Source organism: Rhodococcus wratislaviensis (assembly GCF_900455735.1).
Classification (GTDB): domain Bacteria; phylum Actinomycetota; class Actinomycetes; order Mycobacteriales; family Mycobacteriaceae; genus Rhodococcus_F; species Rhodococcus_F wratislaviensis.
In genome coordinates, this window is record NZ_UAUI01000007.1 from 80,129 (window position 1) to 101,183 (window position 21,055).

The window sequence follows — 21,055 nt, forward strand, 5'->3', positions numbered from 1 at the left end:
GAATCTCAAGATGCACCGGCTGAGGCCGAGGAGGAGGGCTGGTCCTCGCTCGGGGCATTCGAATCCGGCCGGAAGTCGAGAAGAATGATGAACGGGCTGACAGGCTGAATTACTGCGCGATACAGGGCAGACAACAACAGCTGCAGACGCGCTTGAGATCGACGTGACGACGCGCCACAAGTCGCACTCCGGGTCCGGTCATGCCGACCATTGTGCCACGTCAGATCGCTCACGCAGAGCCGGGCACCGATTTCCACCATTTTTGCGGGAAATATCACGAGGAGGGGCCCGCGACGGTCGGGTGGGGAGCGCAGGCCGCCGACCATGGACACTGGAAGGGTGAACGGAACGAGCACTACCACGGTCGGTCGCGACGAGGCGGCGGCATTCGCGCTGCCCGGGAGTGCGCTGGCAGGTGTGGGGAGCCGCCCGTTCGGGATCTACGTGCACGTGCCTTTCTGCGCTACACGCTGCGGATACTGCGATTTCAACACGTACACGGCAGGTGAGCTGGGGACGTCGGCGTCGCCGCAGTCGTGGATGGAGGGGTTGCGCCGCGAACTCGACCTCGCCGCGCAGATGACGGGCGCCCCGGCCGTCGACACCGTCTTCGTCGGCGGCGGCACGCCGTCACTCCTCGGAGGCGACGGACTGTCGGACGTCCTCGGTGCGGTCCGCTCGAGTTTCGGGCTCGCGAAGGGCGCCGAAGTGACCACCGAATCGAACCCCGAGTCCACGTCGCCGGAGTTCTTCGAGCAGTTGCGTGCGGGTGGATTCACGAGAATCTCGCTGGGCATGCAGTCGGCGGCGCAGCACGTCCTGAAGGTGCTCGACCGCACCCACACACCGGGACGTGCCGTGGCGGCGGCGCAGGAGGCGAGGGCAGCCGGGTTCGAGCACGTCAATCTCGACCTCATCTACGGAACTCCGGGGGAGCGCGACGCCGACCTCGACCTCTCGCTGGACGCGGTGCTGTCCGCCGGGGTGGACCACGTGTCCGCCTACGCACTGATCGTCGAGGACGGCACCGCGCTGGCGAGGAAGGTGCGCCGCGGCGAACTGCCCGCGCCCGACGACGACGTCCTGGCGTCGCGGTACGAGCGCATCGACGCTCGGCTCGCCGACGCGGGCCTGACCTGGTACGAGGTCTCCAACTGGGCATCGGGTGACGCCGCGACGGGGGAATCACGCTGCCGGCACAACCTGGGGTACTGGGACGGCGGGGACTGGTGGGGCGCCGGGCCGGGCGCGCACAGCCACGTCGGCGGAGTGCGCTGGTGGAACGTCAAGCATCCGGCGCGCTACGCGGACCAGCTGGCGGCGGGAAGCCTGCCTGTCGGTGGAAGCGAGCAGCTGACCACGGAGGACGTCCACGTCGAGCGGGTGATGCTCACCGCGCGGCTGCGGACGGGACTTCCGGTGGCGGAACTGGATGCCGCGGAGCAGCGCGCGGCCGAGACGGTGGTGGCCGACGGACTGCTGGTGCGCGAGGGCGAGCACCTGGTGCTGACCGACCGTGGGCGGCTCCTCGCCGACGCCGTGGTCCGGACGGTGCTGCGCTAGCGGTCAGGCCGTGACGATGCCGGGCATCTCGTCGTAGTCGAAGACGCGGGCGTGCAGCACGACGCGGTTCCGCAGAGCCGAGCGCACGGCCCGGTGCAGGCCGTCTTCGAGGTAGAGCACCCCGTGCCACTGGACCGCGTGCGGGAACAGGTCGCCGTAGAACGTCGAGTCCTCCGACAGCAGCCGGTCGAGCTCGAGAACCTTGGTCGTGGTGACGATCTCGTCGAGCCGCACCTGCCGGGGTGGGATCTTGGACCAGTCGCGCAGCGACAACCCGTGGTCCGGGTACGGCTTGCCGTCCATGACACCTTTGAAAATCATCGCCTCGTCATCCGCCCGTGGTCGTTGCCTCTGCCCGTCTCCGGTCACCACAGTAAGGCCTGAACCGGTATCGGCGGCGCGACGATTAGACTGGACCGAGCCGAGATGCACGTGCAACTGCACGTAGCTCAGGGGATGTGGCGGCCGATCCGAACGCAGGTTCGGTGACGCCGCTGCTCGTGATGATCGAGAACTGGAGGTGGACGGCGATGTCGAGTACGGACGACAGACGGTTCGAGGTTCTCCGCGCCATCGTCGCCGACTACGTCTCGACCCAGGAGCCGGTGGGATCGAAGGCGCTGGTCGAGCGGCACAACCTGGGTGTTTCCAGTGCGACGGTCCGCAACGACATGGCGTTCCTCGAGAGCGAGGGCTACATCGCCCAGCCGCACACGAGCTCCGGCCGCGTTCCCACGGACAAGGGTTACCGGCAATTCGTCGACCGCATCGCCGACGTGAAGCCGCTGTCGACGGCGGAGCGGCGCGCGATCCTCGATTTCCTCGAGTCCGGGGTCGACCTCGACGACGTTCTCCGGCGCGGTGTGCGCCTGCTCGCGCAACTCACACGCCAGGTCGCGGTTGTGCAATATCCCACACTCTCGGCGTCGTCGGTCCGGCACCTCGAGGTGGTCGCGCTGACACCGGCCCGTCTGCTGCTCGTGCTCATCACCGATTCGGGCCGAGTGGATCAGCGCATCGTCGAACTCGGCGACGTGCTCGACGACCAGGACCTGGCGCGGCTGCGCGGACTGCTCGGGGGCGCCCTCGACGGTAAGCGGCTGGCGGCGGCGTCCATCGCCGTCTCGGAACTCGCCGACGAGGCCCCGGAGGATCTGCGCGATGCCGTGATCCGTTCGGCCACCGTGCTGGTGGAAACGCTCGTCGAGCATCCCGAGGAGCGGCTGGTTCTCGGCGGCACCGCGAACCTGACCCGCAACGCCGCCGACTTCTCGGGAATCAGCGGATTCCCCGGTTCGCTGCGTGCGGTCCTCGAGGCGCTCGAGGAGCAGGTGGTGGTGCTCAAGCTGCTCGCCGCCACGCAGGACGCGGGCACCGTGACGGTGCGGATCGGTGAGGAAACCCAGGTGGAGCAGATGCGTGGCACCTCCGTCATCTCGACCGGCTACGGTGCGGCAGGCACCGTGCTCGGCGGAATGGGCGTCCTCGGACCCACCCGAATGGACTATCCGGGAACAATCGCGTCGGTGGCAGCCGTTGCGAGATACATCGGCCAGGTGCTCGCCGAGCGGTGACGGCCGGCCCGGCGACACCGCCGCCGTGGGCGAGCACACGTACCGGTAGCGAGATAACGAAGTAGAGAAGGACGAGAGACTCAACGTGGCACGGGATTACTACGCAACGCTCGGCGTCGATCAGAAGGCGACCGATCAGGAGCTCAAGCGCGCGTACCGCAAGCTTGCGAGGGAACTGCATCCCGACGTGAACCCCGACGAGGCGGCGCAGGCCCGGTTCCGGGACATCTCGACGGCCTACGAGGTGCTGTCGGATCCGGAGAAGCGTCGCATCGTCGACCTCGGCGGCGACCCCCTCTCCTCGGGTGGCGGCGGAGGCGGTGCCGGCTTCGGCGGTGGTTTCGGTGGCGGCCTCGGCGACGTGTTCGAAGCGTTCTTCGGCGGCGGAGGCGGTGCAGGCCGCGGGCCGCGCGGCCGCGTCCAGCCGGGCGCCGATTCCCTCCTGCGCACCAGGCTGACGTTGGCGGAATGCGCGACCGGCGTGAGCAAGCAGGTCACCGTCGAGACGGCGATCCTGTGCGACAGCTGCACCGGTGCGGGCACCAACGGCGATTCCAAGCCGGTGCGCTGTGAGACCTGTGGCGGTGCGGGCGAGGTCCAGTCGGTGCAGCGTTCGTTCCTCGGCCAGGTCATGACGTCACGGCCGTGCCCCACCTGCCGCGGCGCCGGCGAGACGATCCCCGACCCCTGCCACAAGTGTGGCGGCGACGGCCGGGTGCGCGCCCGCCGCGACATCACGGTCAAGGTGCCCGCGGGCGTCGCAGGCGGAATGCGGATCCGGCTCGCCGCGCAGGGCGAGGTCGGCCCCGGTGGCGGACCGGCAGGCGACCTGTACGTCGAGGTGGTCGAGCAGGCACACGAGGTGTTCGTGCGCGACGGCGAAGACCTGCACTGCACGATCCGGGTTCCGATGATCGACGCCGCCCTCGGCACCACCGTGACGATCGACACGATCATCGACGGGCCCAAGGAGATCACCATCGAGCCGGGAACCCAGCCGGGATCGGTGACGGTCCTGCGCGGGCACGGCATGCCGAAGCTGCGTTCCGGCATCCGCGGCGACGTGCACGCGCACCTCGAGGTCGTGGTTCCGTCGCGCCTCGACCACAAGGAGACGAAGCTTCTCCGCGAACTCAAGGACCTCCGCGACCGCGACGTCGCCGAGGTCGTCTCCACCCAGTCGCAGCACAGCGGCGGATTGTTCTCACGCCTGCGTGAAGCGTTCAGCGGTCGCTGACCGTGGCGGCGACGGTCTTCTTCCTCGACCCGCTGCCCGAGGTGGGGAGCACCGCGGTCCTGGACGGTCCGGAGGGCAGGCATGCCGCGACGGTGCGCCGGATCGGTGTCGGGGAGCGGATCGTGCTGGCCGACGGCCGGGGTGGTCTCGCCGACACCGAGGTGACGGCGGCCGGGAAGGACCGGCTCGAACTCACCGTTCACGAGCGTCGTCAGGTGTCGGCACCGTCCCCGAGTGTGACTGTGGTGCAAGCGCTCCCGAAGGCGGAGCGGTCCGAGCTGGCGGTCGAGCTGGCCACCGAGGCCGGCGTCGACGCGATCGTGCCGTGGCAGTCGTCGCGATGCGTGGCGCGGTGGGAGGGCCCCAAGGTCGCGAAGGGTGTCGCTCGCTGGCGTAGCGCGGCGCTCGCCGCCGCCAAGCAGTCCCGGCGGGCGATCGTCCCCGACGTGACGGAACTGCACCGCACCGCGGGAATGCTCGCCGTCGTCCGTGAGGTGGTCGGCCGGGGCGGCGTCGTCGCCGTGCTGCACGAGGCGGCCACCCAGGGCCTCGCCGAGCTGCCGCTGCGTTCGGCGGCCGAGATCGTGCTCGTCGTCGGTCCGGAGGGCGGTATCTCCGAGGAGGAGATCGCCGCGCTGACGGACGCCGGCGCCGTCCCGGTGCTGCTCGGCCCGCACGTTCTGCGGACCTCGACCGCCGCCGCCGTCGCGCTGGGCGCCATCGGAGTCCTCACGGACCGCTGGGGCGCGGCCCCGCTAGCCTGACTGTCCGTGGACCGCATTCGCATCGCCTACGGACCCGAACCGCAGCAGTTCGGTCACTTCTACCCGCCCGAGGAGCCCGTGGCCGCCGAGGTCCCGGTGGTGATGGTCGTCCACGGCGGCTTCTGGAGCGGTAAGTATCACCTGAACCTGGGCACGAGCTTCGCGGTCGACCTGGCCCGCCACGGGGTCGCCGTCTGGAACATCGAATACCGCAGGCTCGGTGCGGGCGGCGGGTGGGACGAGATGTCCGCCGACGTTATCGCCGCGCTCGACGCGATCGCCGGGCCGGTCGCCGAGCAGTCGCCCGTCCCGTTCGACCTGTCGAAGGTCCGGGTCGCCGGCCACTCGGCCGGTGGACAGCTCGCAGTGTGGCTCGCCGGGGAGAAGCGGACGACGGTCCGGCCGGAGCGGGTCGTGTCCCAGGCGGGCGCCCTGGATCTCGCGTCCGCGGGGGAGCGTGGCCGGCGAATCGGCTACATCGAGGATCTGCTCGGCGTCCCCTTCGACGAAGACCCCGATCGGTACCGCGCCGCGTCCCCACTGCACCGCATCCCCACCGGGGTGCCGGTGGTGTGCGTGCACGGCACGGAGGACGCGCAGGTTCCGGCGAAGGTGAGTGTGCGGTACAGCGAGGCCGCGCGGGCGGCCGGGGACCCGGTCGCGCTGCATGTCGTCGAGGGCGAAGACCACTACGCGTTCCTGAATCCCGAGACCGACTGCTGGAAAATCTCCCGGGACGCCCTACTGTCCGACGCCGGCGAGTTCTGAACTGCGGCCCTCGGTTTCGGATGTCGTCGGGCGGCCCGGAAGAACGAGGGCCACGATCACGGCCCCGACTCCCAGTGCGACTCCTCCGGCCAGGCTGGCCTGGGCGATGGCATGCCCGAACGCCGTGCCCGCGGCGTCCAGCAGTGCCTGGGACTGTGACGCGAACAGCGGGTCGGCGCTCAGTTCCCCTGCCACCACCGACGCCCCGCCGACCGAGTCTCCCGCGACGGCCACGGCCTGCGCGGCCTGCGCGGCCTGCTCGCCGGACAGCTGACCGACGGGCAGCGTGCCGAGGAAGCCGGCGATGTCGTCCTTGTACGCCGACGCGAGGACCGAGCCGAGAATCGCGATCCCGAGCGATCCGCCCAGTTCGATCGCGGTGTCGTTGAGACCGCCTGCGGCGCCGAGGTCGCTCTCGGGGAAGTTGCCCATGATGGCGTCCGTGGCGGGGGACACGCTCAGACCGATTCCGATACCGAGCAGGACCAGCGGGACGAGGAAATCGAGGTACCCCGAACCACCGTCGACGGTCGTCATCAGCAGCACACCCGCGGCCGCGATCACCATGCCGGCGACGACGGTGACCCGGGTGCCGAGCCTCGGGTGGACGCGCCCGCTGAGCACCGACCCGACCGACACCGCAGCGGCGAGCGGCAGCAGGTGGACGCCCGTGGCGAGGGGGCTCAGCCCCAGGACGAACTGGAATTCCTGCGACACGTAGTAGATCGACCCGAACGCTGCGAGGAACAGCAGCAGCACGGCCAGGGTGGAGCCGCCCACCTCGCGCCTGCCCAGCCTGCGGACGTCGAGCAGCGGCTGCGGATGGCGGAGCTCCCACGCGACGAACAGTCCGAGACCCACGGCCGCGGTGACGGCCGCGCCGACAGCGCCTGCGCCCCAGCCGAAGTGGAATCCGTCGATGATCGCGTACACGAGCGATCCGATGGTCACCACCGACAGCAGCCCGCCCAGCCAGTCGATCGGACCGCGTGCGTCCGCCTTGGACGGCGGGACGAGCATCAGCGCCGCGACCGCCGCGACGGCGGCGATCGGCACGTTGATGAGGAAGGTGGCACTCCACGAGTGGCTCTCCAGCAGCCAGCCGGCGAGCAGCGGGCCGAGGGCGATGGCGAGACCGGACGTCGCCGCCCATGCGGCGATGGCCCGGGCCCGTTCCGCACGCGGGAACGTCGCCACGAGGAGAGAGAGTGTGGCGGGCATGATGATTGCCGCTCCGACGCCCATGATCATGCGCGCGGTGACGACGGCCGTGGTGGTGTCGGCGAGGCTGCCGACGACGGCGCCGCCGCCGAACACGAGCAGTCCCGTGAGCAGCGCCCCGCGCCGGCTGTACTTGTCGCCGATCACGCCGAACAGCAGCATCAGCGCGGCGTAGGGGACGGTGTACCCGTCGATCACCCACTGCAGGTCGGAGCTGCTCAGAGCGAGGTCGCGGGTCATGTCGGGGGCCGCGACGATCAGGGCGGTGTTCGCCATCACGACGATCAGCAGGCTCAGGCACAGCACGCCGAGCGCGGCCCAGCGCCGGGGGTACGGCCCGTCCATCCGGGAGACCGGTGTGTTCAACACGGTGGTCATGGCGACGCTCCTCGGGTAGTGCTCGATCGGACCTGGGCAGTTAGTTGCACAGTGATGTGTAAGTTATCTACTTACACACGAGTGTGCAAGTAAGATTGGCGTAGATCACACCAACCAGCGAGGGAGTTCCGCCTGTGTCGGTCCCGACGAAGTCGCCCGGAGATCCTGGGAAGACCCGCCGAAGTCACGCACGCGCCAACCGTGCGCGGATCCTCGACGCGGCAGTCACCGCCTTCATTGCGGACCCGGACGCGAGCATGGACGACGTCGCCCGCAGCGCCGGGGTCGTGCGCCGCACCGTCTACGCGCATTTCCCCAGCCGGGAAGCGCTCGTCGAGGGCATCGCGGACGAGGCCTCCGCCGCCCTGGTGGCCGCGATGGGAGACGAGGCGCAGCAACCGGAGCGCCCCGACCTCGCGGTCGCGGTGATGGCGCTGCGGACGTGGCCGATCGGCGACCGGTTCCGCATGCTGTTGTCGTTCGCCCGCCGCGAACTCGGCGAGCAGCGCATCCACGACCTTCTCGGGGTGGTGCGCGACCGGGACGTGCGGGTCGTCGACCACGGGCAGCGGTCCGGGGTGTTCTCGTCGTACCTGTCGCCGACGGTGCTCGTGGCGCTCGCGGAATCGATGACGATGACCCTGCTGGACCAGGCGAATTCCGGCGAAGTGCAGGATTCGGGGGAGTCGTTCGCGGTCGCGTACCTCGCGGTGCTCGGGCTGACACCGGCCGACGGGGCCCGCGTCGTGGACGAGGCGCGGCACTGGTTGCGCGAGCATCCGGATGTCCCGAAGTCGTGACGGCGTCGCGTAATCGGGTGGGCGCTGTGACCTGCGAGCGATAGACTTCCCTCATCACGACGACCGTCGTGACCGACCAGGAACCGGGAAGAAGGCCATATTCCTCACGTGAGCGAACAAGACCAGAACGGCGAGACGTTCGGCGCCACGCGTCCGGCGGAACGCACCGTGCGTTCGAGTATCGATCTCCCACCCGAAACGGTCCCGCCTCTCCTCGGTTCCTCCGATGAGAATCTGCGCGCTCTCGAACGGGTCCTGGACGCAGACATCCATGTACGCGGCAACGCCGTCACGCTGACGGGACGGCCCGGCGACGTCGCCCTCGCCGAGCGGGTGATCGCGGAACTGGGCTCCATCGTCGGTCGCGGGCAACCACTGACCCCCGACGCGGTGCGTCGCACGGTCGGCATGCTCACGCAGGGGCTGAGCGAATCGCCCGCCGAGGTCCTGACCCTCGACATCCTGTCGCGGCGCGGCAAGACGATCCGGCCGAAGACGCTGAACCAGAAGCGGTACGTCGACGCGATCGACGCCAACACCATCGTGTTCGGCATCGGGCCCGCCGGTACCGGCAAGACCTACCTCGCCATGGCGAAGGCGGTGCAGGCCCTGCAGACCAAGCAGGTGTCGCGGATCATCCTCACCCGGCCCGCGGTCGAGGCGGGGGAGCGGCTCGGATTTCTGCCCGGCACGCTGCACGAGAAGATCGATCCGTACCTGCGCCCGCTGCACGACGCACTCCACGACATGATGGACCCCGAGGCCATCCCGAAGTTGATGCAGTCGGGTGTCATCGAGGTGGCGCCACTGGCATACATGCGTGGCCGCACGCTCAACGACGCGTTCATCATCCTCGACGAGGCGCAGAACACCACCGCCGAGCAGATGAAGATGTTCCTCACCCGGCTGGGCTTCGGCTCCAAGGTCGTCGTCACCGGCGACGTCACGCAGGTGGACCTGCCGGGCGGTGCCCGGTCCGGACTCCGCGCGGCCACCGAGATCCTCGGTGACATCGACGACATCTACTTCGCCGAACTCAACAGCAGCGACGTGGTCCGGCACCGGCTGGTGTCCGACATCGTCGACGCGTACGAGCGATTCGAGGCGGACCGGGACGGCAAGGTCGAGCTCGGGAACCGCGCACAGCGTAGAGCGGCGCACTCGCGTTCTCCACGACGGTAGGGTGAGTGTCGCCGGAACCAGGAGGAAGCGACACACATGAGCATCGAAGTCTCGAACGAATCGGGCATGGACGTCTCCGAAGAGGAGCTGATCAGCGTCGCCCGTTTCGTGATCGCGAGGATGGACGTGCACCCCGCGGCCGAGTTGTCGATGGTCCTCGTGGACTCGGCGACCATGGCCGACCTCCACATGCGGTGGATGGACCTGCCCGGTCCCACCGACGTGATGTCGTTCCCGATGGACGAGCTCGAGCCCGGCGGTCGCCCGGACTCGCCCGAGCCCGGACCGTCGATGCTCGGTGACATCGTGCTGTGCCCGTCCTTCGCCGCGGACCAGGCCGAGAAGGCCGGTCATCCGCTCGCACACGAACTCGCTCTGCTCACCGTGCACGGTGTGCTCCACCTCCTCGGCTACGACCACGCCGAACCGGAGGAGGAGAAGGAGATGTTCGGACTGCAGAACCAGTTGCTCGAGGATTGGTACGAGGATCTGCGCAGGGCCGAACGCGACGCCGCACTCGCTGCCCGGGATCAGAAGCTGCTCGGCAAGGCCGGCTTCTTCGACTCACCGGATCAGTAACCGCCACGTGAAGGGTCTTCTGTGAGTAGCGCCATCGCGCTGATCGTCCTCGCGATCGTCCTCGTCCCGCTCGGTGGTGTCTTCGCCGCCGTCGATTCCGCACTCAACACGATCTCGTCCGCGCGCATCGAGGAGATGGCGAAGGAGGATCGTCCCGGCGCCACCCGTGTGCTCCGCATCCTGTCGGATCGTCCCCGCTACGTGAATCTCATGGTGCTGCTGCGCATCCTGTGCGAGATCACGGCGACGGTGGTGCTCGTCGGTGGCCTGTCCGATCTCCTCGAGCCCGTGTGGGCGCTCACGTTCACCGCGATCATCATGGTGCTCGTCGACTACGTGGTGATCGGGGTCGGCCCCCGGACGCTCGGTCGCCAGCACGCCTATTCGATCGCGTTGATCACGTCGTTTCCCCTGCAGGTCATCGGAACCCTGCTCGGCCCGATCAGTCGCCTCCTGATCCTGATCGGTAACGCCATCACCCCGGGTAAGGGATTTCGCAACGGCCCCTTCGCCTCCGAGATCGAACTGCGTGAACTCGTCGACATGGCGCAGGAACGCGGCGTGGTGGCCGACGAGGAACGCCGGATGATCCAGTCGGTGTTCGAACTCGGTGACACGTCCGCCCGCGAGGTGATGGTGCCGCGCACCGAGATGGTGTGGATCGAGAACGACAAGAGTGCCGGGCAGGCGACGTCGCTGGCTGTCCGCAGCGGACATTCGCGGATCCCCGTGATCGGGGAGAACGTCGACGACGTGCTCGGGGTGGTGTACCTCAAGGATCTCGTGCAGGAGACCTACCACTCGCGCGACGGCGGACGCAGCGTCCGCGTCGGCGACGTGATGCGGCCCGCCGTGTTCGTGCCCGATTCCAAGCCTCTCGACAGCCTGCTCGCCGAGATGCAGCGCGACCGCAACCACATGGCCGTCCTGGTGGACGAATACGGCGGAATCGCCGGCCTCGTCACCATCGAGGACGTCATAGAGGAGATCGTCGGAGAGATCGCCGACGAATACGACCAGGACGAGACACCGCCCGTCGAGGATCTCGGCGACGGAATGTACCGGGTCTCCGCGCGACTGCCGATCGAGGATCTCGGCGAACTGTTCGGCATCGAGGTGGAGAACGACGAGGTCGAAACGGTCGGCGGGCTCATCGGTTACGAACTCGGCAGGGTCCCGCTCCCGGGATCGGAGGTCGTCTCGCACGGTCTCGTCCTCCGCGGCGAGGGCTCACCCGACGTGCGCGGGCGGGTGCGCATCAGCACGGTCTTCGTGCAACGCGCCCCGATCGACGAGGACGAGGACGGCGACGGCGACCGGGAGGATCACGATGACTGAAGTGGGCGAGGAAGACGCCAAGCTGGTCGTGCTCGCGCGAGGAGCGTTCGGCCGCACCGGAAGTGGCCAGGGCGCCGCCGTCCGCGATCTCGACGGCCGCACCTACTCGGCGGGCGCGGTCGCGCTGACGGCGCTGTCGCTGACCGCGCTGCAGGCGGCCGTCGCGGCGGCGGTGTCGAGTGGCGCCGAGGGTTTCGAGGCCGCAGTCGTGATCGGCGGCAATCCGGACGACCCGGGCATCGCCGCCCTACACGAAGTCAGTGCGCAGGCGGCCGTCGTCTTCGCGCGAACCGATGGATCCGTGATCGAGGAGCAACATGAGTAAAACCGAATTCCGTTCCGGATTCGTCTGTTTCGTCGGACGGCCCAACACGGGCAAGTCCACGCTGACCAATGCCCTGGTGGGCAGCAAGATCGCGATCACGTCCTCGCGTCCGCAGACCACCCGCCACACCATCCGCGGAATCGTGCACCGCGACCACGCGCAGCTGATCCTCGTCGACACCCCGGGTCTGCACCGCCCCCGGACGCTCCTCGGCCAGCGCCTCAACGACCTCGTGCGCGACACCTACTCCGAGGTCGACGTGATCTGCCTGTGCATCCCGGCGGACGAGAAGATCGGCCCCGGCGACCGGTGGATCGTGCAGCAGGTCCGCCAGATCGCGCCGAAGACCACGCTCGTCGGCATCGTCACGAAGATCGACAAGGTCAGCAAGGACATGGTCGGGCAGCAGTTGCTGGCCGTGTCCAAGCTCCTCGGCCCGGAGACGGATGTCGTGCCGGTGTCCGCCGCCTCCGGTGAGCAGGTGGAGGTGCTCGTCGACGTCCTCGCGTCGAAGATGGAGGAGGGCCCGGCGTTCTACCCGGACGGCGAGCTCACCGACGAACCTGAAGAGACCTTGATGGCGGAACTCATTCGCGAAGCCGCACTCGAGGGGCTCGGCGACGAACTGCCGCACTCCCTGGCCGTGGTCATCGAGGAGATCATCCCCCGCGAGGGACGCACCGAGAAGCAGGGTGAACTGCTCGACGTCCACGCCCTGCTCTACGTCGAACGCCCCTCCCAGAAGGGCATAGTGATCGGCAAGGGCGGCGCCCGCCTCCGTGAGGTGGGGACCAAGGCCCGGCTGCAGATCGAGAAGTTGCTCGGCACCAAGATCTTCCTCGAACTGCACGTCAAGGTGGCCAAGGACTGGCAGCGCGACCCGAAGCAGCTGGGCCGCCTGGGGTTCTAGGCGGCTGCGCCGCCCGTGCGTGGTTGACGAGTCCTGAGACTCGTCAACCACGCACGGGGCCGGCGGCCCTGAGGAGAAGGAGCACCGACGTCGCGAAGTCGTGATCGCCGTCGCTTCCGGTCGCGAGCCTCCTGAGCTGCAGGCCGGCGATGGTCGCGACGATGGTCGGGGCGACGGCCGCCGCGTCCGGGACACCGAGGGCGGTGAGGATCGTCACCGTCAAATCGTCGTACGCGGCGAAACATTCGGCGGCGGCCTGACGCAGCTCGTGGTCGCGTCCCGCCTGGATGTACAGCTCGAACGGGGCGATCCGCTCGGCGGAGAACGCCAGATCCTTCGCGACCTTCCCGGTGAGCGCCGCGGCGTCCTCGAGGCTCAGCCCCTTGTCCCGGTACCCCTCCGCCAGCTCCGACAGGCGCTGCGTCTCCTCCGCCACGAACCCGGACAGCGCGGCGCGCAACAGGTCCGTCTGCGTGGGGAAGTGGTACGTGATGGAGCCGAGCGACACGCCGGCCTGCGCGGCGATCCGCCGATTGGTCACGCCGGGAATGCCTTCCGTGCCGACGATGTGCAGCGCCGCCGCGAGGATGCGGTCACGAACGTCCGTCGAAGCCATCGGTCACCACCATTTCTCGGGACGTTCCCGATCCCACCGCAGCACCGACTCGAGCTGGGCCGCGACCGACACCAGCAGTGGCTCGGCACCGTCGTGTCCCATCAGCTGGGCTCCGGTCGGCAGGTTACCGGACGTGAACCCGGCCGGCACGTTCACGCTGGGCCAGCCCAGCACGTTCCACGGCCACGCGTACGGGCAGACCGCGGTGATCACCTTGTCGGTGGCCCACGAGCTGATGCCGTCGATCCCGTCGACCCTCGGTGGGGGAGTCGCGGTGGTCGGGGCGAGGACGAGGTCGTACTTGTCGAAGATCGCGCCGACCCGTCGCTGCATCCTCGGCTCGGCGGCGCGGGCGGCACGTAGCGGTGTCCCGCGCAACAGTCGGCCGGTCCGGGCGTTGCCCTTCGTGCGGGGGTCGACGAGTGACGGGTCCGGGACCTTCCGCATCCAGTCGTCGATACCGACCATCGACCGTGGGAGGAAGCCGAGCCCGAACATGATTCCGTAGTCGGGGTCGTCCACCACGACGCGATGCCCGAGCTTGCGCAGCGCCTCGGCGATCCGTGCGACGCCCCGGCGGACCTCGGGATGCAGCGTCGTGGGGGTCGCGGTGAACGGGATGCGCAGGGACAGTGCGATGCGCAGCGGTCCGGGGTCGCGGCCGACGGCGTCGCTGACGGTGACCGGTGCGGGTGTGTGCAGGTCGCCCTCGTGCGGTCCGGATGCGACGTCGAGGAGCAGGGCCGCGTCGGCGACCGTGCGGGCCAGCGGGCCGTTGACGGTGAGGCCGTAGAACGCCTCGGCTGCAGGCCAGGTGGAGATTCGGCCGCGTTGAGGCTTGATCCCGACGAGGTTGGTCCAGGCGGCGGGGATGCGGATGGACCCGGCGCCGTCCGAACCGATCGCCGCGGACACCACACCGGCGGACACGGCCGCCGCGGCGCCGCCGGACGACCCTCCGGGGGTGTGGTCACCGTTCCAGGGATTGCGGGTGTACCCGAACGCGGGCCCGCCGGTGAGCGGCCACTGTCCCAGCTCGGGGCTGTTGGTCTTGCCCACGACGACGGCGCCGGCGGCGCGCAGCCGGCGCACCAGCTCGGAGTCGCGCACCGCGGGCGGGAAGTCGCCCGGGCACCCGAATGCGGTCGGCTCGCCGGCCACGTCGACGTCGTCTTTCACGGCGATCGGGACCCCGAGCAGCGGCAGGCGCTCACCGGCGGCGATCCGGCGGTCTGCCTCGGCGGCTTCGGCCAGTGCCTTTGTCCGGCGGATCACCTTGAACGCGTTGAGCGTCGGCTGGCTCGCGTCGATGCGGTCGAGGGCGGCGCGGGTGGCCGCGACCGAGGTGGTGGCGCCGGAGGCCAGCGCCTGCGCCTGCTCGACGAGTCCCGGGGACCGATCCCCGTCGTTGTCGCGCTGCCGTCGATCGTCCAACTGTCCCGCGCTCATGTTGCCCCTCCCCGGTGCTGTTCGTTCGAACGAACAGTATCAGCCGAGATGTCGCCGGACCACCCTCCCGATCGCCTCGGCCGCCCCGCGAGCCTGCGACTCGGGGAGCCGGGCGTACCCGCAGACCAGCCCCCTCGGTCCGCCCGGCGTGGTGCGGTAATCGGCGAGGCTCGGAACCGTCACACCGTGGTCCCGCAGCTCGGCGGACACGGCGACGTCGTCGACGGAACCGGGCAGCGTCAGGACCACGTGGAGACCGGCCTCGATGCCGGCCAGCCCGACACCGTCCGTGTCGACCGCGGACAGTTGCTGCTGCAGTGCGGCGACGAAGGCCGCCCGGCGGGCCGAGTAGGTGCGGGAGGCGCGGGCGAGGTGCCGGGACAGCGCACCAGAGTCGATGAAATGCGCCAGCGCGAGGGCGGTGATCGCGCAACACGCCTCACCGCTCGCGTCGAGGGCCCGGACGAGTCCCGGCCGGAGCGCCGGAGGCGCGATCACCCACGCCACCCGAATCGAGGGAGTGAGGATCTTCGACGCGGTACCCACGTACGCCACGCATTCCGGCCCGCGGTCGATGCTGCGCAGGGCGGGCAGCGCCGACACGTCGTAGCGGAACTCGCCGTCGTAGTCGTCCTCGATGATCACCGTCCCGGCGGCCGCGGCGTCGGCCACGAGCCCGGCCCTGCGGCCCACCGGCATCCGGGCTCCCATCGGATACTGATGGGCGGGCGTGCAGTAGGCCGCGGCGTCGGTCGCACGCAGCAGCGCGGGGTCGAGGCCGTCGCCGTCCACGGTCACGCAGCGGGTGCGCACGCCCGAACCGTCGAGGACGGTTCGGGCCCGGCTGTAGCCGGGTTCCTCGAACACCACGTCCCGGCCGCCGAGTCCTGCTGCTGCGACGAGGGTGCGGAGCGCGGCGCCCACTCCGGGGACGATCACCAGTTCGTCGGGGCGCGCCGCGATCCCCCGGGTGCGGCGGAGATGCTCCGCGAGGGACCGTCGCAACTCCGGGTGCGCGTCGGGACCCGGGACGTCCGACGTCACGGCAGCGGCGGCGGCCGACCGCCACGCCCGGCGCCAGTCCACGGTGGAGATCAGGGCGGGATCGGGATGACCCGGAGTGAGATCCCACACCGCCGCGGGCTTCTCGGGGGCGGCGGAGGAGGCCCGCTCCGAGGATCGGGTGGTCGTGTGCGAGGCGACGTGTGCTCGGGCCGCCACGTCGGCGCCCGGTGCGATCCGCGTGCCGGACCCGGCGCGGGCGTTCGCGTATCCGGACGAGCAGAGTTCGTCGTAGGCGTCGACCACCGACGCCCGCGCGACCGTCAGGTGTTCGGCCAGCGCCCGCGTGGAGGGCAGTGGGTCGCCGGGCCGGAGGCGCCCCACGCGGATCTCGTCGAGGATCGACTCCGCGATGCGGTGCCGAAGTGGCGCGTCGGTCTCGGGGAGCCGCAACGTCAGGTGTAGTTCGGGGCTGATCCGGGGCATGGCCCCGACAATACTGGTCTGCCGATAATGGTGATTGTGGATCTGGAAGCTGATCCACATGGGGGTGAGGATGGTGTCGTGGACAAGATCATGAGATATCCGGACCGTGCCCGCACCGAACGAGCGCAACTCGACGCCGTCCTCGACGCCGCGCCGATGGGCACCCTCGCCACCGTCGTCGACGGCCTGCCGTGGGCCGTGCCGATGCTCTACGCCCGCGACGGCGACAGGATCCTGCTGCACGGCTCCACCGGGGCCGGTGCACTGCGACAGGTGGCGGCAGGCGCGCCTGCGGTGCTGTGCGTCGCGATGCTCGACGGAATCGTCGTCGCGGACACCCTGTTCGACTCGTCCGCCAACTACCGTTCGGCAGTGGTGCGGGGCAACCTCGTCACCCTCGGCGAAGACGAATCCGCCGACGCCCTGAACGCGCTGTCGGACGTGCTGATCCCCGGCCGCAGCACGGAGGTCCGGGGGCACCGGCGCAAGGAACTCGCCGCGACACTGGCCCTCGCCCTCCCGATCACGCCGGGCCAGTGGACCGTCAAGGTGCGGGACGCACCGCCGGGCGAACCCACCGAAACCAGCAGCGCCTGGGCCGGGGTGGTCCCGGTGCGGTCGGTCGCCGGTGCGCCCGTCCCGGCGCCGTGGGTGGCGAGCGGCACACCGGTGCCCGCGTCCGTGTCCCGGCTGACCCGGACCGCGTAAGGAAAGCGTCAAGAGCCGTGGGAGTCCCGTAAGCGCTTCGTCAGCGCCGCCTCTTCCGCCGAGATCCGGCGTGATGCTGGCATGACGCCCCGCAACCGTGGGGTGTCATGCCTGCGCTGAACCGCAGGATCAGTACGAAGAGGGATCCTCACATGGCCGATGTGGCCTACGTCGCGCTCGTGCTCGGCGGATTCGCCTGTTGCGCGCTAGTTCTCCGCGCCCTGCAGTCCGGACGCGTGAAATGACGGGCGCCGGAATACTCGCGGTCGCGCTCGTCACGATCGCCGCCGCACTCGTCGTGTACCTCCTGATCGCGCTCATCGACCCGGAGCGGTTCTGATGACGCCTGCCCTGGCGGCCGGACTGCAGGTCGTCTTCGTCCTCGCGGTACTCGCGGTCGCGTACGTGCCGGTGGGCGACTACATGGCGCGCGTGTACGAATCACGCCGTCACCTGCGGGTCGAATCCGTCCTGTACCGCCTGTGCCGCATCAACCCCCACACCGAGCAGACCTGGTACGGCTACGCGGGCAGCGTGCTGGGATTCTCCGCGGCGAGTGTGCTCTTCCTCTATGCCCTGCAGCGCATCCAGGGAGTGCTGCCGCTGTCCGGGGACCTCTCCGGGGTCAGTCCCGCGGTGGCGTTCAACACGGCCGTGTCGTTCGTGACGAACACCAACTGGCAGTCGTACGCGCCCGAGACCACGATGAGCAACCTGACCCAGCCGGTCGGGCTCGCCGTGCAGAACTTCGTGTCCGCCGCGGTGGGCATGGCCGTCGCAGTGGCGCTGATCCGGGGGTTCGTCCGGGTGTCGCGCGGCGGTGAGATCGGCAACTTCTGGGTGGACCTCACCCGGGGCAGCCTGCGGATTCTGCTGCCGTTCTCCTTCGTCATCGCACTGATCCTGCTGAGCCAGGGCGTGATCCAGTCCTTCCATCCGGGTTTCGCGTCCACCGGTCTGGACGGCAACTCCGTCACCAACGCACTGGCGCCCGTCGCCTCGCAGGAAGCGATCAAGGAACTCGGCACCAACGGCGGCGGGATCCTCGCCGCCAATTCGGCGCACCCGTTCGAGAACCCGACACCGGTCAGCAACATCGTCGAGATCCTCGCGATCCTGCTGATCCCGGTCGCCCTCACCCGCACGTTCGGCACCATGGTCGGCGACCCTCACGACCGAGCGAGCAAGGTGTCCGGGCACCGCCAGGGTCTGACCCTGCTCGCCGTGATGGGCATCCTGTGGGGATCGCTCCTCGCGGTCACGCTCGCCGCGGAGTCCGGTCGGCGCGGTGTCGCCGCCACCGCCGCGGGCGCGATGATGGAGGGCAAGGAGGTTCGTTTCGGAATCCCCGGTACGGCACTGTTCGCCGTGAGCACCACCGGAACGTCCACGGGCGCGGTGAATTCGGCGCACGACAGCCTCTCGCCCCTCGGCGGCGGAGCCGTCCTGCTCAACATGCTGCTTGGGGAGATCGCGCCCGGCGGTGTCGGCACCGGGCTCTACGGAATTCTCGTCCTCGCCCTGATCGCCGTCTTCGTCGGCGGACTCCTCGTCGGCCGCACACCCGAATACCTCGGCAAGAAGCTGCGGCAGCGGGAGATCACGCTCGCCGCCCTGTCCGTGCTGGTGATGCCGGCGCTCGTCCTGATCGGGACCGGAATCACCGTGATCCTGTCCTCGACCACCGGTTACCAGGGCAACAGCGGCGACCCCGGAAGTCCCGGATCCATCCACGGATTCTCGGAAGTGCTGTATGCGTTCGCGTCGGCCTCGAACAACAACGGCAGTGCGTTCGGCGGGCTGACGGTGACGAGCGACTGGTTCCAGACCGCTCTCGGCCTGTGCATGCTGTTCGGCCGGTTCCTGCCGATCATCTTCGTCCTCGCGCTCGCCGGATCCCTGGCGTCGCAGAAGAAGACGGCCGCAGGCGCCGGAACCCTGCCGACGGCGGGCCCGATGTTCACCGGGCTCCTCACCGGCACCGTCGTGCTCGTCGCGGCGTTGACATTCTTCCCGGCCCTCGCGCTGGGACCGATCGCGGAGGCTCTGCAGTGAGTGTGAACGTGACCAGTCGTCCGGAGAACGAGGCGGCCACGGCGTCCGAGGCCGGCCACGACCCGGCGCCCGTGAAGGCGGGAATCTTCAGCCCCGCCCAGCTGGTGACGGCGCTACCGGGCGCCGTGCGCAAACTCGACCCCCGGCACCTCGCCCGCAACCCGGTGATGTTCGTGGTGTTCGTCGGCTCCGTCGTCACCACCGTCATGGCCGTCGCCGACCCGTCGGTGTTCTCCTGGGCTGTCGTCGCCTGGCTGTGGTTCACCGTGCTGTTCGCGAATCTGGCCGAGTCGGTCGCGGAGGGGCGGGGCAAGGCCCAGGCGGCGAGCCTGCGGAAGGTGAAGCAGGACACGGTCGCCCACCGGATCACGGCGAGTGGCCGGGTGGAGTCGGTGGCGGGTACCGACCTGACCGTCGGTGACCGGGTCGTCGTCGAGGCGGGGGAGGTGATACCCGTCGACGGCGACGTCGTCGACGGCATTGCGACCGTGGACGAGTCGGCCATCACCGGCGAGTCGGCGCCCGTCGTCCGCGAATCCGGCGGCGACCGGTGCGCCGTCACCGGTGGCACGACCGTGCTGTCCGACCGGATCGTCGTGCGTATCACCGCGGCCCCCGGACAGTCGTTCGTGGACCGGATGATCGCCCTCGTGGAGGGGGCGGCGCGGCAGAAGACGCCGAACGAGATCGCGCTGAACATCCTGTTGGCGTCGCTGACGATCATCTTCCTGCTGGCTGTCGTCGCGATCGGTCCGATGGGTCTGTACGCGGGCCAGGAGCAGGATCCGATCAAGCTGATCGCGCTGCTGGTGTGCCTGATCCCCACCACGATCGGAGCCCTGCTGTCGGCCATCGGCATCGCCGGGATGGATCGGCTGGTGCAGCGGAACGTCCTGGCGATGTCGGGGCGGGCGGTGGAGGCCGCGGGCGACATCGACACACTGCTGATGGACAAGACCGGCACCATCACGTTCGGCAACCGGCAGGCCACGGCCGTGCATCCCGCACCGGGGGTTTCCGCGATCGAGTTGGCCACGGCCGCACGGTTGTCCAGTCTCGCCGACGGCACCCCCGAGGGGCGCAGCATCGTGGACCTGTGCGCCCGGGACTTCGGGTTGGACCCGGCACCGTCCGAGGCGGAGCGAGCGGCGGAGTTCGTGCCGTTCACGGCGCAGACCCGGATGAGCGGACTCGACATCGACGGCGCCCGGATCCGCAAGGGCGCGAGCGACGCCGTGCTGACCTGGGTGCAGGCGCTCGGCGGGCACGCGGCGTCCGCCGTCACCGACAGTGTGAACGAGATCGCGCAGGCCGGGGGAACACCGTTGGTGGTCGCCGCCGTCAACGGAGACGCAGCGACGGTGCTCGGCGTGATCGCGCTGTCGGACGTGGTGAAGCCGGGCATCGCCGAGAGGTTCGCGGAACTGCGGGCCATGGGGATTCGCACGGTGATGATCACCGGCGACAACCCGTTGACGGCGAAGGCCATCGCGGCCGAGGCCGGAGTCGACGATTTCATGGCCGAGGCGACACCCGAGGACAAGCTCGCGCTGATCCGGCAGGAACAGGAGGGCGGCCGGCTCGTCGCGATGACCGGGGACGGCACCAACGACGCCCCGGCGCTGGCCCAGGCGGATGTCGGGGTGGCGATGAACACCGGCACGTCGGCGGCGAAGGAAGCCGGGAACATGGTGGATCTCGATTCGGACCCCACCAAGCTCATCGAGGTGGTGGAGATCGGCAAGCAGCTGCTCATCACGCGCGGTGCGCTCACCACGTTCTCGCTCGCCAACGACCTGGCCAAGTACTTCGCGATTCTCCCCGCCCTGTTCAGCGGCATCTACCCGCAGCTGGACACGCTGAACATCATGCGGCTGGCCACCCCGGAATCGGCCATCCTGTCGGCGGTGATCTTCAACGCCGTCGTGATCGTCGCGCTGATCCCGTTGTCGCTGAAAGGTGTTCGCTACCGTCCGTCGTCGGCGTCCACGCTGCTGGGCCGCAACCTCCTGATCTACGGCCTCGGCGGCGTGATCACGCCGTTCGCCGGTATCTGGCTCATCGACCTCGTCGTTCGTCTCGTTCCCGGAATTGGGTGAT

Annotated in this window: 21 protein-coding genes; 15 read left to right on the forward strand and 6 right to left on the reverse strand. The window is 69.5% G+C overall.

Annotated elements, in window-relative coordinates; genetic code table 11:
- Positions 1-109: 109 nt before the first annotated feature.
- Positions 110-211 (reverse strand): Ms4527A family Cys-rich leader peptide, encoded by a 102-nt coding sequence (locus DTA22_RS37135; RefSeq protein ID WP_368681006.1) that lies wholly within the window; start codon positions 209-211, stop codon positions 110-112.
- Between the two features lie 128 nt (positions 212-339).
- On the opposite strand from DTA22_RS37135, the gene hemW reads away from it, so the two are divergent.
- Entirely contained in the window at positions 340-1,563 is a 1,224-nt protein-coding gene (hemW, locus tag DTA22_RS11285; protein ID WP_112299473.1) for a radical SAM family heme chaperone HemW, read from the forward strand.
- Positions 1,564-1,566: 3 nt separating this feature from the next.
- Here the strand turns inward: hemW and DTA22_RS11290 are convergent, their stop codons facing one another.
- Positions 1,567-1,884, reverse strand: a complete 318-nt coding sequence (locus tag DTA22_RS11290; RefSeq protein ID WP_005261240.1) for a type II toxin-antitoxin system VapB family antitoxin — start codon at positions 1,882-1,884, stop codon at positions 1,567-1,569.
- A gap of 209 nt (positions 1,885-2,093) precedes the next feature.
- Between DTA22_RS11290 and hrcA the strand changes: the two genes are divergently transcribed.
- From hrcA to DTA22_RS11310, 4 genes are all read left to right on the forward strand, one after another.
- Positions 2,094-3,137 (forward strand): heat-inducible transcriptional repressor HrcA, encoded by a 1,044-nt coding sequence (gene hrcA, locus DTA22_RS11295; protein WP_005247940.1) that lies wholly within the window; start codon positions 2,094-2,096, stop codon positions 3,135-3,137.
- Between the two features lie 85 nt (positions 3,138-3,222).
- On the forward strand, positions 3,223-4,374 hold the full coding sequence (gene dnaJ / locus DTA22_RS11300) for a molecular chaperone DnaJ (protein WP_005247937.1): 1,152 nt from the start codon (positions 3,223-3,225) through the stop codon (positions 4,372-4,374).
- 2 nt (positions 4,375-4,376) lie between these two features.
- Entirely contained in the window at positions 4,377-5,138 is a 762-nt protein-coding gene (locus DTA22_RS11305; protein ID WP_112299474.1) for a 16S rRNA (uracil(1498)-N(3))-methyltransferase, read from the forward strand.
- Between the two features lie 6 nt (positions 5,139-5,144).
- Positions 5,145-5,906, forward strand: coding sequence for an alpha/beta hydrolase family protein (locus DTA22_RS11310; RefSeq protein ID WP_037226459.1), 762 nt, complete (start codon positions 5,145-5,147; stop codon positions 5,904-5,906).
- Here DTA22_RS11310 and DTA22_RS11315 read toward each other — a convergent pair.
- Positions 5,880-7,505, reverse strand: a complete 1,626-nt coding sequence (locus DTA22_RS11315) for an MFS transporter (protein ID WP_112299475.1) — start codon at positions 7,503-7,505, stop codon at positions 5,880-5,882. The genes DTA22_RS11310 and DTA22_RS11315 overlap by 27 nt on opposite strands.
- 134 nt (positions 7,506-7,639) lie before the next feature.
- On the opposite strand from DTA22_RS11315, the gene DTA22_RS11320 reads away from it, so the two are divergent.
- The 6 genes from DTA22_RS11320 (at position 7,640) to era (ending at position 12,639) form a co-directional block, all read left to right on the forward strand.
- The gene (locus tag DTA22_RS11320) at positions 7,640-8,305 is read left to right on the forward strand and encodes a TetR/AcrR family transcriptional regulator (RefSeq protein WP_112299476.1); all 666 of its coding nucleotides are present in this window, start codon (positions 7,640-7,642) and stop codon (positions 8,303-8,305) included.
- Between the two features lie 108 nt (positions 8,306-8,413).
- Complete coding sequence (locus tag DTA22_RS11325; RefSeq protein WP_005247930.1) at positions 8,414-9,487, forward strand: PhoH family protein; 1,074 nt, start codon at positions 8,414-8,416, stop codon at positions 9,485-9,487.
- 36 nt (positions 9,488-9,523) lie between these two features.
- On the forward strand, positions 9,524-10,066 hold the full coding sequence (gene ybeY / locus DTA22_RS11330; RefSeq protein ID WP_112299477.1) for an rRNA maturation RNase YbeY: 543 nt from the start codon (positions 9,524-9,526) through the stop codon (positions 10,064-10,066).
- A 21-nt stretch (positions 10,067-10,087) separates the two neighbouring features.
- Positions 10,088-11,404 (forward strand): hemolysin family protein, encoded by a 1,317-nt coding sequence (locus DTA22_RS11335; protein ID WP_037226469.1) that lies wholly within the window; start codon positions 10,088-10,090, stop codon positions 11,402-11,404.
- A complete protein-coding gene (locus DTA22_RS11340) occupies positions 11,397-11,729 on the forward strand; it encodes a cytidine deaminase (protein WP_112299478.1) in 333 nt (110 codons plus the stop codon). Before DTA22_RS11335 ends, DTA22_RS11340 begins: the two co-directional genes overlap by 8 nt.
- Positions 11,722-12,639, forward strand: coding sequence for a GTPase Era (gene era, locus DTA22_RS11345; protein ID WP_005247923.1), 918 nt, complete (start codon positions 11,722-11,724; stop codon positions 12,637-12,639). The genes DTA22_RS11340 and era overlap by 8 nt, the downstream gene beginning before the upstream one ends.
- A gap of 43 nt (positions 12,640-12,682) precedes the next feature.
- On the opposite strand, the gene DTA22_RS11350 is transcribed toward era, so the two are convergent.
- Genes DTA22_RS11350 through pdxR form a run of 3 tightly spaced genes read right to left on the reverse strand, consistent with a single transcriptional unit; the run spans position 12,683 to position 16,252 of the window.
- Entirely contained in the window at positions 12,683-13,255 is a 573-nt protein-coding gene (locus DTA22_RS11350) for a TetR/AcrR family transcriptional regulator (RefSeq protein ID WP_112299479.1), read from the reverse strand.
- A gap of 3 nt (positions 13,256-13,258) precedes the next feature.
- Positions 13,259-14,704, reverse strand: a complete 1,446-nt coding sequence (locus tag DTA22_RS11355; RefSeq protein WP_112299480.1) for an amidase — start codon at positions 14,702-14,704, stop codon at positions 13,259-13,261.
- A 39-nt stretch (positions 14,705-14,743) separates the two neighbouring features.
- Positions 14,744-16,252 carry a MocR-like pyridoxine biosynthesis transcription factor PdxR gene (pdxR, locus tag DTA22_RS11360; RefSeq protein ID WP_112299481.1) on the reverse strand — a complete coding sequence of 503 codons (1,509 nt, stop codon included), beginning with the start codon at positions 16,250-16,252 and terminating at the stop codon, positions 14,744-14,746.
- 18 nt (positions 16,253-16,270) lie between these two features.
- Here pdxR and DTA22_RS11365 point away from each other — a divergent pair, with 18 nt between their 5' ends.
- The 4 genes from DTA22_RS11365 (at position 16,271) to kdpB (ending at position 21,054) form a co-directional block, all read left to right on the forward strand.
- A complete protein-coding gene (locus DTA22_RS11365; RefSeq protein WP_011594318.1) occupies positions 16,271-16,900 on the forward strand; it encodes a pyridoxamine 5'-phosphate oxidase family protein in 630 nt (209 codons plus the stop codon).
- 241 nt (positions 16,901-17,141) lie between these two features.
- Positions 17,142-17,240, forward strand: a complete 99-nt coding sequence (locus tag DTA22_RS11370) for a potassium-transporting ATPase subunit F (protein WP_041811152.1) — start codon at positions 17,142-17,144, stop codon at positions 17,238-17,240.
- On the forward strand, positions 17,240-18,955 hold the full coding sequence (gene kdpA / locus DTA22_RS11375; protein ID WP_112299482.1) for a potassium-transporting ATPase subunit KdpA: 1,716 nt from the start codon (positions 17,240-17,242) through the stop codon (positions 18,953-18,955). Before DTA22_RS11370 ends, kdpA begins: the two co-directional genes overlap by 1 nt.
- On the forward strand, positions 18,952-21,054 hold the full coding sequence (gene kdpB / locus DTA22_RS11380) for a potassium-transporting ATPase subunit KdpB (RefSeq protein WP_112299483.1): 2,103 nt from the start codon (positions 18,952-18,954) through the stop codon (positions 21,052-21,054). The genes kdpA and kdpB overlap by 4 nt, the downstream gene beginning before the upstream one ends.
- Position 21,055 lies beyond the last annotated feature (1 nt).